The organism is Poseidonocella pacifica, from assembly GCF_900111875.1.
Taxonomy (GTDB): Bacteria; Pseudomonadota; Alphaproteobacteria; order Rhodobacterales; family Rhodobacteraceae; genus Poseidonocella; species Poseidonocella pacifica.
Genome location: NZ_FOJU01000004.1, coordinates 279893 through 295353 on the forward strand (window position 1 = coordinate 279893; position 15461 = coordinate 295353).

Genomic DNA, 15461 nt, shown 5'->3' on the forward strand with positions numbered 1-15461 from the left:
ACATGGCCAAGACACCCCAGACCGAGCCGCGCCAGTCGTGGACATTCTCGAACGACGTCAACTCGGAGATACGGCGCGCGGCGGCCACCGGCATCTATGACATTCGCGGCGGCGGGGCGAAGCGCCGGGTCCCGCATTTCGACGACCTGCTTTTTTTGGGTGCCTCGATGAGCCGCTACCCGCTCGAAGGGTATCGCGAGAAATGCGATACGTCAGTGACACTCGGGACGCGCTTTGCCAAAAAGCCGATCGAGTTGAAGATCCCCGTCACCATCGCCGGGATGTCCTTCGGTGCGCTTTCGGGCCACGCCAAGGAAGCCTTGGGGCGCGGGGCCACTATGGCCGGAACCTCGACCACCACAGGGGACGGGGGAATGACGGAAGAGGAGCGCGGCCATTCGGAGAAGCTGGTCTATCAGTACTTGCCGAGCCGTTATGGCATGAACCCGGACGATCTGCGCCGCGCGGATGCGATCGAAGTGGTGGTGGGACAGGGTGCGAAGCCCGGCGGCGGCGGGATGCTTCTGGGTCAAAAGATCACCGAACGGGTCGCTGGAATGCGCGACCTTCCTGTCGGGATCGACCAGCGCTCTGCGTGTCGGCATCCCGATTGGACCGGGCCGGACGATCTGGAGATCAAGATCCTCGAGCTTCGTGAAATCACCAACTGGGAAAAGCCGATTTATATCAAGATCGGCGGCGCCCGGCCCTATTACGATACCGCGCTTGCGGTGAAGGCCGGTGCCGATGTCGTCGTGCTGGATGGAATGCAGGGCGGAACGGCCGCAACACAGGATGTTTTCATCGAAAATGTGGGTCAGCCGACGCTCGCGTGTATCCGCCCGGCGGTGAAGGCCCTGCAGGATCTGGGAATGCACCGGGAGGTCCAACTCGTTGTATCGGGGGGTATTCGCACGGGTGCGGATGTCGCCAAGGCTCTGGCGCTTGGGGCGGATGCTGTGGCGATCGGGACGGCCGCGCTCGTCGCGCTTGGCGACAACGATCCCAAATGGGAAGCCGAGTATCAAAAGCTTGGCACGACCACCGGCGCTTATGATGATTGGCACGAAGGGCGCGATCCTGCGGGCATAACTACGCAGGACCCCGACCTCATGGCGCGGCTCGACCCCATCGAAGCAGGGCGGAGGCTGCGCAACTATCTCAACGTGCTGACGCTCGAATGTCAGACCTTGGCCCGGGCCTGCGGCAAGAGCCACGTGCATAACCTCGAACCGGAGGACCTTTGCGCCCTGACGATAGAAGCGGCGGCGATGGCCGGCGTGCCGCTGGCGGGCACGTCATGGATCCCCGGGCAATCTGGTTTCTGATCTGCCGATGACCGTGCCGCCGGAGCCAAGAACGAACAAAAGGGATTGATGACATGACAGATCTGGCCGCATTTGCCCGGGAGAAGGGCGTCAAATACTTCATGATCTCCTTCACCGACCTTTTCGGGGGGCAGCGGGCGAAACTCGTCCCCGCCCAAGCGATTGAGGGCATGGTCGAAGACGGCGCAGGATTTGCAGGCTTCGCCACGTGGCTCGACATGACCCCGGCTCATCCCGACATGCTGGCCGTGCCCGATCCCGCAACGGTGATCCAACTGCCGTGGAAGAAGGACGTGGCTTGGGTTGCCGCCAATCCAATCATGGAGGGGGAGGATGTGGCTCAGGCACCACGCAACGTGCTGCGGCGGCTGGTGGATGACGCAGCGGAGATGGGCCTGAGGGTCATGACTGGTGTCGAGGCGGAGTTTTTCTTGCTGACCCCCGAAGGTGACCGGATTTCCGACCCGGCGGATACGGCGGAGAAGCCCTGCTATGATCAGCAGGCCGTGATGCGGCGCTATGACGTGATTGCCGAGGTCTGTGACTACATGCTCGAGCTTGGCTGGGGCCCCTATCAGAACGACCACGAGGACGCGAATGGCCAGTTCGAAATGAATTGGGAATTCGCCGACGCGCTGGTCACCGCAGACCGGCACAGCTTTTTCAAATTCATGGTCAAATCCGTCGCCGAGAAGCACGGGCTTCGCGCGACATTCATGCCCAAGCCGGTCGAAGGCCTCACCGGAAACGGCTGTCATGCCCATATCTCGGTCTGGGATCAGAGCGGGGAAACCAACGTGTTCGCCACGGACAAGGGCACCGGTCCCACGGCGGAGTTGGGCCTTTCGGAGCAAGGCGCGCAGTTCCTCGGCGGGATCATGAAACACGCCGAGGCGCTTGCCGCCATAACCAATCCAACCGTCAACAGCTACAAGCGCATCAACGCGCCGCGCACCACATCGGGGGCCACCTGGGCGCCCAATACGGTCACTTGGACGGGGAACAACCGGACACACATGGTACGCGTTCCCGGACCGGGGCGTTTCGAATTGCGCCTGCCGGACGGGGCGGTAAACCCCTACCTGCTTCAGGCCGTGATCATTGCGGCGGGTCTTTCTGGAATCCGATCAAAGGCCGACCCCGGGCCGCGTCATGACATCGATATGTATGCCGAAGGTCATCTCGTGACGGATGCCCCGAAGCTGCCTCTCAATATGCTGGATGCTATTCGGCAGTTCGATGCGGATGCGGAGTTGAAGGCCATACTGGGGGAAGAGTTTTCAGGCTCCTACATGAAGATGAAGCTTCAGGAGTGGAACTCCTTCGTCGCGCACTTCTCCGCTTGGGAGCGTGAAACCACGCTCGATATTTGATCCATAGGACCCCGCCATGCGTTTTTCAGGTTTGCGCGTTCTTGCCGAGGCCCTGACCGGTCACAAGGGCTGGGCGCCGCTTTGGCGCAATCCGGATCCCAAACCCGCCTATGACTATGTGATCATTGGCGGGGGCGGCCATGGGCTTGCGACGGCCTATTATCTTGCCCGTACCTTTCGGCAGGCGCGCATCTCGGTGCTGGAGAAGGGATGGCTCGGGTCCGGCAATGTGGGGCGAAACACGACGATCATCCGTTCCAACTATCTGCTGCCCGGAAATCAGCCATTCTACGAGTTCTCGATGAAGCTGTGGGAAGGGTTGGAGCAGGAGTTGAACTTCAACGCGATGGTGAGCCAGCGGGGCGTTCTCAACCTGTGCCACTCCGATGCGCAGCGAGATGCATTTCGGCGGCGCGGCAATGCCATGCGCATGTCGGGTGCGGATGCCGAACTGCTGGATGTCTCGGCGGTCCGCAAGATGGCGCCTTTCCTCAATTTCGACAACGCCCGCTTTCCGATCAAGGGCGGGCTTTTGCAACGGCGCGGGGGCACCGCGCGCCACGATGGTGTCGCGTGGGGATACGCGCGGGGCGCGGACATGGCCGGGGTGGACCTGATCCAGAATTGCGAGGTCACCGGGTTCTTCATTGAGAAGGGCCGCGTTCGCGGGGTGGAAACATCGCGGGGCTATATCAGCGCGGGCAAGGTCGGCGTCGCGGTCGCGGGTAATACCAGCCGTGTCATGGGGATGGCCGGCCTTCGTATGCCGATCGAGAGCCACGCGCTGCAAGCCTTCGTCACCGAAGGGCTGAAGCCCGTGATCCCCGGCGTCATCACCTTCGGCGCGGGGCACTTCTATATCAGCCAGTCCGACAAGGGCGGACTAGTTTTTGGCGGCGACATAGAGGGGTACGCCTCCTATGCGCAGCGGGGAAATCTGCCTGTCATGGAGGACGTCGTCGAGGGCGGCATGGCATTGATGCCCATGCTCGGGCGGGCGCGGCTTTTGCGCGCCTGGGGCGGGGTGGTCGATATGAGCATGGACGGCTCTCCGATCATTGACCGCACTCCTATCGAAGGCCTCTATCTGAACGGAGGGTGGTGCTATGGCGGGTTCAAGGCAACCCCGGCCAGCGGGTATGCCTTTGCACATCTTCTCGCCAATGACAGCCCGCATCCCACGGCCCGTGCTTTCCGGCTGGACCGGTTTGAGCGGGGGTACATGATCGACGAAAAGGGCGCAGGCGCTGCGCCCCATTTGCATTGAGGCCAAAGCGATGCTGATCCCCCACCCCCTTCTCGGGCCCCGTGATGCGCAGGAGTTCACCTATCTCGGGGATGCAAAGCTGCTCGACCGGCCCGATGGCATGGCGCCGGGCGCGGCAGAGGCGTTCTTTGAGTACCTCTACCTGCGCGACAACCGGGCCGGGGTCCACGAGGAGCTTTGGTTTCACGAGCAGGGGGACCGGGCGATCCTTCTGGTGACGCGGGACACCACCACGCATGAGATTCTCGGCGCGGTGCTGGCACGCGATGCCGTGTTGTCGCGGACGGGGGACGGCACATGAGCAGGCTTGATGGCGGGTTGATCGATCGCTCCCGCACCCTCTCCTTCACCTTCGATGGCAGGCGCTATGTCGGGCATCCGGGGGACACGCTTGCCTCCGCTTTGCTGGCCAACGGCGTGCGGCTCATGGGGCGAAGCTTCAAGTATCACCGGCCACGCGGCGTGCTGACAGCCGGCTCAGAGGAACCGAGCGCCCTTGTAGAGTTGCGCAGTGGGGCCCGCCGGGAGCCGAATACCAAGGCCACGGTGACGGAGCTTTATGACGGGCTCGACGCCATGAGCCAGAACCGTTGGCCCTCGTTGAAGTTCGATGCGCTTGGGGTCAACGATTTCGTCTCGCCGCTCTTCGCTGCAGGGTTCTACTACAAGACCTTCATGTGGCCGAAAGCGTTCTGGGAGAAACTCTATGAGCCTGCGATCCGGCGCGCGGCGGGCCTTGGGCGTCTGTCGATGGAGCCTGATCCGGACAGCTACGACAAGGGGTTTCTGCATTGCGATCTATTGGTCATCGGAGCGGGGGCGGCGGGCCTTGTGGCGGCGCTGACCGCTGCGCGGACGGGCAAACGTGTCATCCTCGCCGATGAGGATTTTCGCCTCGGTGGGCGTTTGCTTTCCGAAAGCCACACGCTGGGCGATGCCCCCGCCACCGACTGGCTTGCGGGAAGAGAGGCGGAACTCAGCAGCCTGCCCAATCTGCGCATCATGCGCCGCACCACGGTTTTCGGGGCTTATGATCACGGTATCTATGGCGCGGTAGAGCGTGTGGGGGATCATGCGCCTGATGCAAGCAACGGCGTGCGCCAGACGCTTTGGCGTATCACCGCCCGCCGCACGATCATGGCGACCGGCGCGACCGAGCGGCATATTCCCTTTGCGAACAACGACCGACCCGGCATCATGCTGGCGGGCGCGTTGCGGGCCTATGCGAACCGTTGGGCGGCCTGCCCCGCGGGGCGCGTGGCAATCTTCACCAACAATGACGATGGCCACCGGACCGCGAGCGATCTGGCCGCGAAGGGCGTGGAGATCGCCGGTGTCATCGACACCCGCGCGGATGCGCAACCCTTGGGCGACTACCCGGTGTTTCCCGGCGCGGTCGTGACCGGAAGCAAGGGGCGGCTTGGCCTGAACTCGGTGGAGATCACGCAGGAGGGACGGACCCAGACGCTCACTTGCGGCGCACTGGGCGTATCGGGGGGGTGGAACCCCAATCTTCAGCTCGCCTCCCATCATCGGGGCCGTCCTGTGTGGTCTGAGGAGAAACTGGCCTTTCTGCCGGGAGAGGGCGGACCGCGCGGCCTTGTTCCCGCGGGGGCAGCGAATGGGGAAGGGAGCACCGGCGGCGCGCTCAGCTCCGGGGCGAGGGCCGCGCAGGCGGTGCTTGCCGATCTGGGTGTGGACGCCGCGATGCCGGAGTTGCCGGAGGCCGAAGACACCCCGATCAAACAATCGGCTTTCTGGTATGTTCCGGGCACCGCTCGGGCATGGGTCGATTTCCAGAATGATGTGACGGTAAAGGACATTGCCCTCGCGCATCAGGAAAACATGCGCCCCGTTGAGCATCTGAAGCGCTGGACCACGCTTGGCATGGCGACGGATCAGGGCAAGACGTCCAATGTGACCGCGCTTGCCATCATGGCCGAGCTTACGGGCCGTTCCATCCCTGAGACGGGCACGACGATCTTTCGCCCGCCCTATACGCCGGTTTCACTGGGCGTGCTGGGTGGGGGGGATACGGGCGCGGAATTCCGGCCGCTCCGGCTGACCCCGACCCACGAATGGGCCAAGGCCCGGGGGGCGCCCTTCACCGAAGTCGGCCCGTGGATGCGGGCACAGTATTTCCCCCGCCCCGGCGAAACGCACTGGCGTGACAGTGTTGATCGCGAAGTGCTCGCCACCCGAGCGGGTGTCGGGATTTGCGATGTCACCACGTTGGGAAAGGTGGATGTGCAGGGGGCGGATGCGCTCGAATTCGTCAACCGGCTCTATTGCAATGGGTTCAAGACGCTCAAGGTCGGTATGGTGCGTTATGGCCTGATGCTGCGTGAGGACGGGATCGCCATGGACGACGGGACTTGCGCCCGGCTGGCCGAGGATCATCTGGTGGTCACGACCACGACGTCACAGGCGGGGCCGGTCTATCGGCATATGGAATTCGCGCGGCAATGTCTGTGGCCGGATCTGGATGTCCAGCTCATATCGACGACCGATGCATGGGCGCAGCTTTCCGTCGCCGGCCCGCATGCGCGGCGCCTGCTTGAACGGGTGGTGGATGGTGTGGACATCAGCAATGATGCCTGTCCCTTCATGTCCTGCCGCGAATTGACCGTCTGCGGAGGACTGCGCGCCCGGCTCTTCCGCATCTCCTTCTCTGGTGAATTGGCCTATGAGCTTGCCGTCCCCGCACGATATGGTGGGGCGCTGATGGACAGGCTTGTCACGCTCGGTGAGGATCTTGGCGCGACGCCCTATGGTACTGAGGCGCTGTCGGTGTTGCGTATTGAAAAAGGTCACGCTGCTGGTAATGAGTTGAACGGTCAGACGACGGCTCAGATGCTCGGGATGGGGCGGATGGTTTCCAACAAGAAGGACAGTATCGGTGCGGTTCTGTCCCGCAGAGAGGGACTTTGCGCGGATCGCCGCACCCTCGTTGGGTTGCAGGCCATGGACGCGGGCGCAAAAGTCACCGCCGGGGCACATCTGCTTTCCGACGGGGCCGAAGAGCGAACGGAGATGGATGAGGGCTGGATCAGTTCGGCCTGTCATTCGCCACATTTGGGCGTCGGAATCGGGCTTGGATTTCTGGAAGACGGGGCGCGCCGGATGGGTGAGGTGATCACCGCCGCCAATCCACTCGAAGGGCAAAGCACGCGCCTCCGCGTCGTCAGCCCCCATTTCATTGACCCCGATGGAGGACGCGTGCGTGACTGATCTGATCCCGAGCCTTGCCCTTGGGGGGGATGCGCCGCGCGCCTTTGACGCTGGCGCGATCCACCTTGCGGAAAATCCCGGCTTCGGGATTGCCTCCGTGGCATTGCGCCGAAATTGCCCGCCGCCGACGCCTTTTGGGGTGCCCCTACCCGGAACGGCCGAGTTCACGGAAGCAGAGCATGGCTTGGCTTTATGGACGGCCCAAAATCAGTGGATGCTACTCGCGCCGGGCCGCGCCGAGGAGGATTTTGCCGGTGCGGTGAAGGTTGAAGCGCCGGGCACGTCGGTGACCGAGCAGACGGATGCGTGGGCCGTTATTGAAATTCGCTCCAGCGACGGCGAGGGCCCTATTACTGCCCTGCTGGAAAAGCTGGTAGACCTCGATCCGGCAACGCTGGGACCGGGGAGAGTGGTGCGCACGGGGTTGGCGCATCAATCAGTCTATGTCCTGCGGCGGAACGCGGCGGAGTTGACGGTGTTGGGGATGCGGTCAGCAGGGGCCAGCCTCTGGAACGCCTTGGAAACAGCGGCGGCGCAATTGGCAGCGGTACGGTACTCATGATCGCCCGGCGCACCTCACTTCGGGCCATGAGGTCTGGACCGGGACCGGTCCGCCGGGCAGTGTGGCCTTCGGAGTCACCCACTTCGCGGTGAACTCTGGGCAAGGGCAATCCGTAGGGGCTGAAAGGGGATTATGGGGTATCGCGCAACCCTTGGGGGTGAAACCTTCCGCTTCGACACGCTTGCACGCCTGATGGCGGCGGCGACGCCTGCACGCTCCGGCGATGCTCTGGCTGGACTTGCGGCGCAGACCGATGTGGAGCGGGTCGCGGCTCAGACGGCGCTGGCGGATTTGCCGGTGGCGACGTTCCTTTCCGAAGCCCTCGTGCCCTACGAGGTCTGCGAGGTAACTCGCCTGATCCTCGACACCCATGACCACAAGGCCTTTGGTACCGTCGCCCATATGACCGTGGGACAATTCCGGGATTGGCTCTTGTCGGATGCGGCCACCACGAGGGCGCTTCAGGCGCTTGCGCCCGGCCTTACGCCCGAAATGGTGGCGGCGGTCAGCAAGCTGATGCGAAATCGCGACCTGATCGCTGTCGCGCGCAAGATCCGCGTGACCAGCGCCTTTCGCAATAGCCTCGGGTTGCCCGGGCGGGTGGGATCACGCCTGCAACCCAACCACCCGGCGGATGATCTCAAGGGCATCGCGGCCAGCACACTCGACGGGCTGGTCTACGGGGTGGGGGACGCGGTGATCGGGATAAACCCCGCAACGGATAACATTCCGACGGCCACCGAACTGCTGCGCATGCTCGAAGACCTGCGGTGCCGATATGACATCCCGACACAGACCTGCGTCTTGACCCATGTGACCAACACGATCGCGATGATCGAACAGGGGGCGCCGGTCGATCTCGTGTTCCAATCGGTGGCCGGCACCCAAGCGGCGAACGATGGCTTTGGCGTGTCCCTCGCGATGCTTCACGAAGCCCGCGACGCCGCTCTTTCCCTCGGGCGCGGAACCGTGGGGCAGAACGTGATGTACCTTGAGACGGGACAAGGATCAGCTCTGTCGGCGGACGCGCACCATGGGGTCGACCAGCAAACGCTGGAGGCACGCGCCTATGCAGTGTGCCGCGCGGTGGAGCCTCTTCTGGTCAACACCGTCGTGGGCTTTATTGGCCCCGAGTACCTCTTTGATGGCAAGGAGATCATTCGCGCCGGATTGGAGGACCATTTCTGCGGCAAGTTGCTGGGTCTGCCGATGGGATGCGATGTGTGCTACACCAACCACGCCGAGGCGGATCAGAATGACATGGACGTTCTGATGACCCTCATGGCCGGGGCAGGGGTGCACTTCCTGATCGCGGTTCCCGGAGCCGATGACATCATGCTCAACTATCAGAGCCTGAGTTTTCACGATATTGCCTATTTGCGGAATTCATTTGGTTTGCGCGCCGCGCCCGAATTCGAAGATTGGCTGGAACGGTTCGGGTTGATCACCGAGAGCGGGCATCTCATCGACGGTGCCACAGGGGCGCAGCGCCTCTTGGGGGCATCATGAGCGACGAGGTGGCCCGCGATCCATTCGCGCGGTTGCGCGCCGCGACGCCTGCCCGCATCGGGCTTGGCCGCAGCGGTGCCGCCTTGACCACCGCAACAAGCCTTGAGTTTCAGTACGCCCATGCGCGCGCGCGCGATGCGGTCCATCGCCCCTTGGATATCCCCGGCCTGAAGGCCGCGCTGGCCCCGCTCGAAACGGTGGATGTACAAAGCGCGGCGCCGGACAGGCAAACGTATTTGCGGCGTCCGGACCTTGGGCGACAGTTGGGTAGTGGTGTGGTTTTGGATAGCATGGAGGGTTGCGATGTTGCCCTCATCATCGCCGATGGGCTAAGCGCCGATGCGGTGCAAAGCCATGCCGCACCGGTGCTGCACGCCTTGTGTCCACGGCTGATGGGTCTTCGACTGTCGCCCGTTGTGATCGCGACGCAGGCACGGGTGGCCTTGGGGGATGCGATCGCTGAACGGTTTGGCGCGCGGCTTTCCATCGTGTTGGTCGGGGAGAGGCCCGGCCTGACCGTAGCGGACAGTTTGGGGGCCTATATCACTTTCGCGCCGGGCAGAGGCGTTCGTGACAGCGCTCGGAACTGCATTTCCAATATCCACGGGCAAGGCGGGCTGACGCACGATCTGGCCGCGCACAAGATTGCGTGGATCACGCGTGAGGCTCTGCGGCTCCAGTTGACCGGCACGGGGCTGAAGGAAGAGGCAAGCGCGCTGCCCGGCCCGAACCCGGACGCGCTTCCCTCCTGATGCTTCAGACGATACCGCCGCCTGCGCCGCTGACCTTCGGGCGGCTTTCCGCGACCTTCGCGCGATAGCCCGAGGCGCGATAGGTCGCCACCGGATCCACTGCGCCGCCCGCCTCAAGCCGCGCCATGGCAAGGATCGGTTCGACATCCGTCCGAAACGCCGCGCGCAGCGTAGCCGATGCCATGAGCGCGTCGTTCTCATCCTGATAGCCAGCCAGTGCGGCGCGGTCGACAAGTGCGGCCTGTACGCTGGCACGCTGGATTTCCATGGCGGACACCATCAGGCTTTCGATCGGGTCGGTTACGTTGTGCGACTGGTCAATCATATGCGCGAGATCGAGGCCGGGGGTGTCTTCGGCATCCACAAGCTCGTTCCAGATGAGGAAGAGGCGATAGGGTTCGATCGTTCCGGAATCCAGATCGTCGTCGCCATACTTGCTGTCGTTGAAATGGAAGCCGCCAAGCTTGCCCGCGTGGATCAGCCGAGAGACGATCATTTCGATATTCACGTTGGGCGCGTGGTGGCCAAGATCCACGAGGCACATCGCCTTCGGGCCAAGCTCCTGCGCTGTCATGAGAGAGGTGCCCCAATCCTGCACGACGGTGGAGTAGAAAGCAGGCTCGTAAATCTTGTGTTCGGAAAAGAGCCGCCAATCGTCGGGAAGACCTGCATAAATCTCCTTCATGGAGGACAGATAGCGCTCATACTGCCGGCCCATATGGCTCTGCCCCGGGAAGTTCGCGCCATCTCCGATCCAGACGGTGAGGGCTTTCGACCCGATCTTCTGTCCGATCTCCAGACACTCCAGATTGTGCTCGATGGCCTGCGCGCGGGTTGCGGGAGCGGTGTGGCTGAGAGAGCCGAATTTGTAGGAGTGCACCTGTCCGGGCTGGTCCTGGAAGGTGTTGGAGTTCATCGCATCAAAGCCCAAGCCATGCTCTTCGGCCTTTGCCCGCAGATCCGATGGGTCCGCTTTGTCCCATGGGATATGAAGCGAAACCCGCGGCGTTGCCCGCGTCAGGCCATGGATCACCCCGCAATCATCGAGCTTGTCGAAGATCGTCGCAGGCTCCCCGTTGCCGGGAAACCGGGCGAACCGGGTGCCGCCTGTCCCCGTGCCCCAACTGGGCACGGCCACGGAAAACCGGCGTGCGCGGTCTTTGATGGCGTCGATGTCGACCCCCCGCCGCGAAAGCTTGTCTCCCAACGCGGTGTAGTCGCGTGCGAGATCATCGTGCAGAGCGTCGTTCTGTGCGGATATGATGGATCTGTCGATCATGGGGTGCCCTCCTGCGTCAGCGGGTGAAAGACTGCACGTTGCCGGCGTCGACGTTCAGGATGTTCCCGGTGGACTTCGCGGATCGGTCCGATGCAAGGAAATAAGCCGCCTCGGCGATGTCTTCGGGCAGCACCGAACGTTTGAGCAGGGAGCGCTTTCGGTACATCTCCTCCAGCCCCTCCTTGTCGGTGCCGTAAGTGCCAGCACGTTGTTCGAGCCATTCGCCTTCCCAGATCCGCGATCCGCGCAGCACCGCGTCGGGGTTCACCACGTTGACCCGAATGCCCGCCTCGGCACCCTCCAGCGCGAGACAGCGTGCGAGGTGGATCTCAGCGGCTTTCGCCGTGCAATAGGCCGAAGCGTTGGGGCTGGCGGCGAGACCATTCTTGGAGGCAACGAAGACGATGGCGCCCCCGATCCCCTGCACACGCATGATCTTGAAAGCCTCTCGTGACACGAGAAAATACCCTGTTGAGAGGATATCCATGTTGCGGTTCCACAGCTCTAGCGTTGTGTCTTCCACCGGGGCCGAGGAGGCGATCCCCGCGTTGGAAACGAGGATATCGACCCCCCCGAATTCGACGGCGATTTCGGCGTAGGCCGACGCGACCTGTGCCTCATCCGTCACATCCATCTGTATGGTGCGTACGGCATCCTGCCCGTACCGGCCCACGAGCGCGCCCGCGGCCGTCTGCAGGCTGTCTGCGCTGATGTCGGCCAGCATGACACAGGCGCCCTCGGCCAGATACCGCTCCGCCGTTGCCGCGCCGATCCCGCCAGCGCCGCCGGTGACCAGCGCCACACGGCCTGCAAGGGACTTTGGCTTGGGCATCCGCTGTAGCTTTGCCTCTTCCAGAAGCCAGTATTCGATATCGAAGGCTTCCTGTTCCGGCAGCCCCTGATACTCCGACACCGCCGAGGCACCGCGCATCACGTTGATGGCGTTGACATAGAATTCCCCGGAAATGCGCGCAGTGGCTCGGTCCTTGGCAAAGGTGATCATGCCAACGCCCGGCACGAGATAGACCACCGCGTTTGGATCACGGATCGCGGGGGAGTCGTCTTTCTTGCACCGCTCGTAATAGGCGCGATAGCCTTCGCGGTAATCGGCGATTTGCGCCTCCAGCCCGGTAACGACATCGTCCAGATTGCCCTTGGCCGGATCGAAATTCAGAACCAAGGGGCGGATCTTGGTCCGCAGGAAGTGATCGGGGCATGACGTACCAAGCGACGCGAGCGCGGGCATGTCGCGTGCGTTGACGAACTCAAGCACAGCCTCGCTGTCTTCGAAGTTCCCGACCATATGCTGTTGCCCGGACACAAAGCCCCGGATCGCGGGCATGAGCCGCGCGGCGATTGCCCGGCGCTCCACCGGCGGCAGGCTCGTGTGCACTGCACCGCCAAAGGCGGGTATCGCCGCAGTTTTCTCTTCGAAATATGCGATGGCCTTGTTGATGATCTCCAGCGTGAGTTCGTAGCACTCCTTGGCGTCGTCCGCCCATGTGAAGAGTCCGTGGGATTCGAGCACCACACCCTTGGCATCCGGGTTCTCCTGACAGAACCGCTCCAGCCAGAGACCAAGCTCATAGCCCGGCTTCTTCCATGGCAGCCAGCCGATCTCCCCCCCAAAGATTTCCTGCGTCAGCGCCTTGCTATCCTTGGACGCGGCGATGGCGATGATCGCGTCAGGGTGCATGTGATCGACGTGGCGTTTGGGAACATAGGCGTGCAACGGCGTGTCGATCGATGCCGCCCGCGGATTGAGGTTGAAGGTACAATGGGGCAGATAGCCCACCATTTCATCCTCGTGCTCCGGCCCGCGATACTTGCCTTTGAGCGCGCGAAGCTTGTCCATGTAGAGGGTGGAAAAACCGTCCATCTTGATGGACCCGACATCGCCGCCGGATCCCTTGACCCAGAGCACTTCGACCGTCTCGCCCGACAGGGGATCCGCCACCATGACCTTGGCCGAAGTATTGCCCCCGCCATAGTTGGTCACCCGTTTGTCGGAGCCGAGCAGGTTGGACCGGTAGAGCAGCTTTTCCGGCTCGGTCATGTTCTGTGCCCGCGCATCGTCCCAAAGTGACGCGAGCCGCGTGGATGCGGTTGTCATGATAGTCTCCTCCCGGCCTCGAGGGCTGTGGTCCCAATTGGGCCGAAGTCTGCGCAGGGTGCGTCGCATTGTCAATCAGAATTGATCAATAACAATCATAATATGACGTATACTGCGGATATATGAAATTTTATGATTGACACTGAGCGACCCCCTGCGGCAGTCTTCGGAGCAAGCGGGAGGACAGTATGCACGAGAAGGAACGCCACGGGATCATTCTGTCCGCCGTACAGGACCGGCCGATCATGACTGTGGTCGAGCTTTGCGGTCTTACGGGTGCGTCAGAGGCGACAATCCGGCGTGATATCGCTGCGCTGGATGAGGCCAAGAAGCTCCGCCGGGTGCGCGGCGGGGCCGAAGCGCTCGCGCCCAGCCAGTTTCCCGGTCTTGCCGGACGCCCCTTCTCTGTAAACGAAACTCTCCGGATCAAGCAAAAGCAGGCGATTGCGCGCGCAGCGGTGGAGCTTTGTCAGGATGGCGATCCCATCATCATCAACGGCGGCACCACGACGTTCCAGATGGTTCACCCGCTGGCGACGCGCCGCTGTCAGGTTTTCACCAATTCCTTCCCGATTGCCGAGCATTTGTTGAAGAACTCGCGCAATTCCGTGCTCATCTCGGGCGGGGTGATCTATCGCGAACAGAACATCGTGCTGTCGCCATTCGACAATGACGTGACACGCAATTTCTATGCCCGCCGCATGTTCATGGGCGCGCAAGGCGTCGCTGCGCTAGGCGTGATGGAGGCCGACCCCCTCATCATTCAGGCGGAGCAGAAACTTATCGGACAGGCGGACGAACTCGTATTGCTGGTTGATTCCAGCAAGTTCGACGCCCGGTCCAGTCTCGTGGCCTGCCCGCTGGAGGAGATCGACGTGCTGGTCACGGATGAGGGCATCACGGACCGCGCCGCCGCCATGCTGGAGGCAGCCGATATCAAGCTTGTCGTCGCGCCCGTCGGGCCCGCGAAAGAAGAAGCAGCGTCGTAACGACCAAAAAGGAACAGGCGCTGCACCCATCCGGGAGATCAAGGGAGGATCCCACCAATGAAACTGACAAAACTTCTAGCGACGGTCGCCGCCGCAACCGGACTTTTTGCCGGCTCGGCATCTGCCGAAGACATGCGCATCGCGCTTGTGGTCAAGGCGCTCGGCATCGGCTTCTTCGAGGCAGCCGCCAAAGGCGCCGAGGAAGCCGCCGATGAGTTGGGCGGGGTGGAGATCATCTATACCGGTCCCACAGACACGACCGCCGAGGGCCAGATCGAAGTCATAAACTCGCTCATTGCCCAGAATGTCGACGCGATCGCAGTGTCGTCAAATGACACCGATGCGCTTGTCCCCACGCTCAAGAAAGCAATGCAGCGGGGCATCACCGTAGTGTCGTGGGATTCCGGCGTGGCGGAAGAGGGCCGAATGGCGCATCTCAATCCGTCCTCCAATCCGTTGATCGGCAACATGATCATCAAGCTCGCGGCGGATCACCTTCCTGATGGCGGCGATGTTGCGGTGCTCTCGGCCACGACCACCTCGACGAACCAGAACACCTGGATCGAGGAGATGAACAAGGTCATGGGCGATTATCCCGGCATCAACGTGGTGGCGACCGTCTATGGCGACGACCTTGCCGACAAGTCCTACCGTGAGGCGCAGGGCCTCATGCAATCCTACCCGGATCTGGATGCGATCATCGCGCCGACCTCGGTGGGTATCGTTGCCGCGGCGCAGGCCGTCGCGGATGCGGGCAAGGTCGGTGAAGTCAACGTCACCGGGCTCGGCCTGCCGTCGGAAATGGCCGGTGCCATCCAAAGCGGGGCATCCAAATCCTTTGCCATCTGGAACCCGATCGACTTGGGTTATTCCGCGACAATGATGGCCTATCAGATCGCCAAGGGCGCCGAAGCCGCACCGGGGGCCGAGATTTCCATTGGCCGCATGGGGACGATCACGTTGGACGATACGAACTCCGCCGCCATGGCGGACCCCTTCGTCTACGACAGCAGCAATATCGACGAGTTCAAGAGCATCTTCTGATCGCTGCATCGGAG

General features: G+C 62.7%; 12 protein-coding genes. 10 read left to right on the forward strand and 2 right to left on the reverse strand.

What is annotated here, in order from left to right:
• Window positions 1–2: 2 nt before the first annotated feature.
• The 8 genes from BM234_RS13315 (at window position 3) to eutC (ending at window position 10022) form a co-directional block, all read left to right on the forward strand.
• Window positions 3–1328, forward strand: a complete 1326-nt coding sequence (locus BM234_RS13315; RefSeq protein ID WP_092065781.1) for an FMN-binding glutamate synthase family protein — start codon at window positions 3–5, stop codon at window positions 1326–1328.
• Between the two features lie 53 nt (window positions 1329–1381).
• The gene (glnT, locus tag BM234_RS13320) at window positions 1382–2701 is read left to right on the forward strand and encodes a type III glutamate--ammonia ligase (protein ID WP_092065783.1); all 1320 of its coding nucleotides are present in this window, start codon (window positions 1382–1384) and stop codon (window positions 2699–2701) included.
• 16 nt (window positions 2702–2717) lie between these two features.
• Window positions 2718–3968 (forward strand): sarcosine oxidase subunit beta family protein, encoded by a 1251-nt coding sequence (locus tag BM234_RS13325; protein WP_092065785.1) that lies wholly within the window; start codon window positions 2718–2720, stop codon window positions 3966–3968.
• A 10-nt stretch (window positions 3969–3978) separates the two neighbouring features.
• Entirely contained in the window at window positions 3979–4269 is a 291-nt protein-coding gene (locus BM234_RS13330) for a sarcosine oxidase subunit delta (protein ID WP_092065787.1), read from the forward strand.
• Window positions 4266–7199, forward strand: a complete 2934-nt coding sequence (locus BM234_RS13335; protein ID WP_092065789.1) for a sarcosine oxidase subunit alpha family protein — start codon at window positions 4266–4268, stop codon at window positions 7197–7199. Before BM234_RS13330 ends, BM234_RS13335 begins: the two co-directional genes overlap by 4 nt.
• Complete coding sequence (locus BM234_RS13340) at window positions 7192–7761, forward strand: sarcosine oxidase subunit gamma (RefSeq protein ID WP_245752647.1); 570 nt, start codon at window positions 7192–7194, stop codon at window positions 7759–7761. Before BM234_RS13335 ends, BM234_RS13340 begins: the two co-directional genes overlap by 8 nt.
• Before the next feature lie 132 nt (window positions 7762–7893).
• A complete protein-coding gene (locus BM234_RS13345) occupies window positions 7894–9270 on the forward strand; it encodes an ethanolamine ammonia-lyase subunit EutB (protein WP_092065793.1) in 1377 nt (458 codons plus the stop codon).
• Window positions 9267–10022 (forward strand): ethanolamine ammonia-lyase subunit EutC, encoded by a 756-nt coding sequence (eutC, locus tag BM234_RS13350; RefSeq protein ID WP_092065795.1) that lies wholly within the window; start codon window positions 9267–9269, stop codon window positions 10020–10022. The genes BM234_RS13345 and eutC overlap by 4 nt, the downstream gene beginning before the upstream one ends.
• A gap of 4 nt (window positions 10023–10026) precedes the next feature.
• Here the strand turns inward: eutC and rhaI are convergent, their stop codons facing one another.
• The gene (rhaI, locus tag BM234_RS13355; RefSeq protein WP_092065797.1) at window positions 10027–11301 is read right to left on the reverse strand and encodes an L-rhamnose catabolism isomerase; all 1275 of its coding nucleotides are present in this window, start codon (window positions 11299–11301) and stop codon (window positions 10027–10029) included.
• A gap of 16 nt (window positions 11302–11317) precedes the next feature.
• Window positions 11318–13414, reverse strand: coding sequence for a bifunctional rhamnulose-1-phosphate aldolase/short-chain dehydrogenase (locus BM234_RS13360; protein WP_092065799.1), 2097 nt, complete (start codon window positions 13412–13414; stop codon window positions 11318–11320).
• A 188-nt stretch (window positions 13415–13602) separates the two neighbouring features.
• Here BM234_RS13360 and BM234_RS13365 point away from each other — a divergent pair, with 188 nt between their 5' ends.
• Both BM234_RS13365 and rhaS read left to right on the forward strand, forming a co-directional pair.
• A complete protein-coding gene (locus BM234_RS13365; RefSeq protein ID WP_092065801.1) occupies window positions 13603–14403 on the forward strand; it encodes a DeoR/GlpR family DNA-binding transcription regulator in 801 nt (266 codons plus the stop codon).
• Between the two features lie 57 nt (window positions 14404–14460).
• On the forward strand, window positions 14461–15447 hold the full coding sequence (gene rhaS, locus BM234_RS13370; protein ID WP_092065803.1) for a rhamnose ABC transporter substrate-binding protein: 987 nt from the start codon (window positions 14461–14463) through the stop codon (window positions 15445–15447).
• The last annotated feature ends 14 nt before the right edge of the window (window positions 15448–15461 follow it).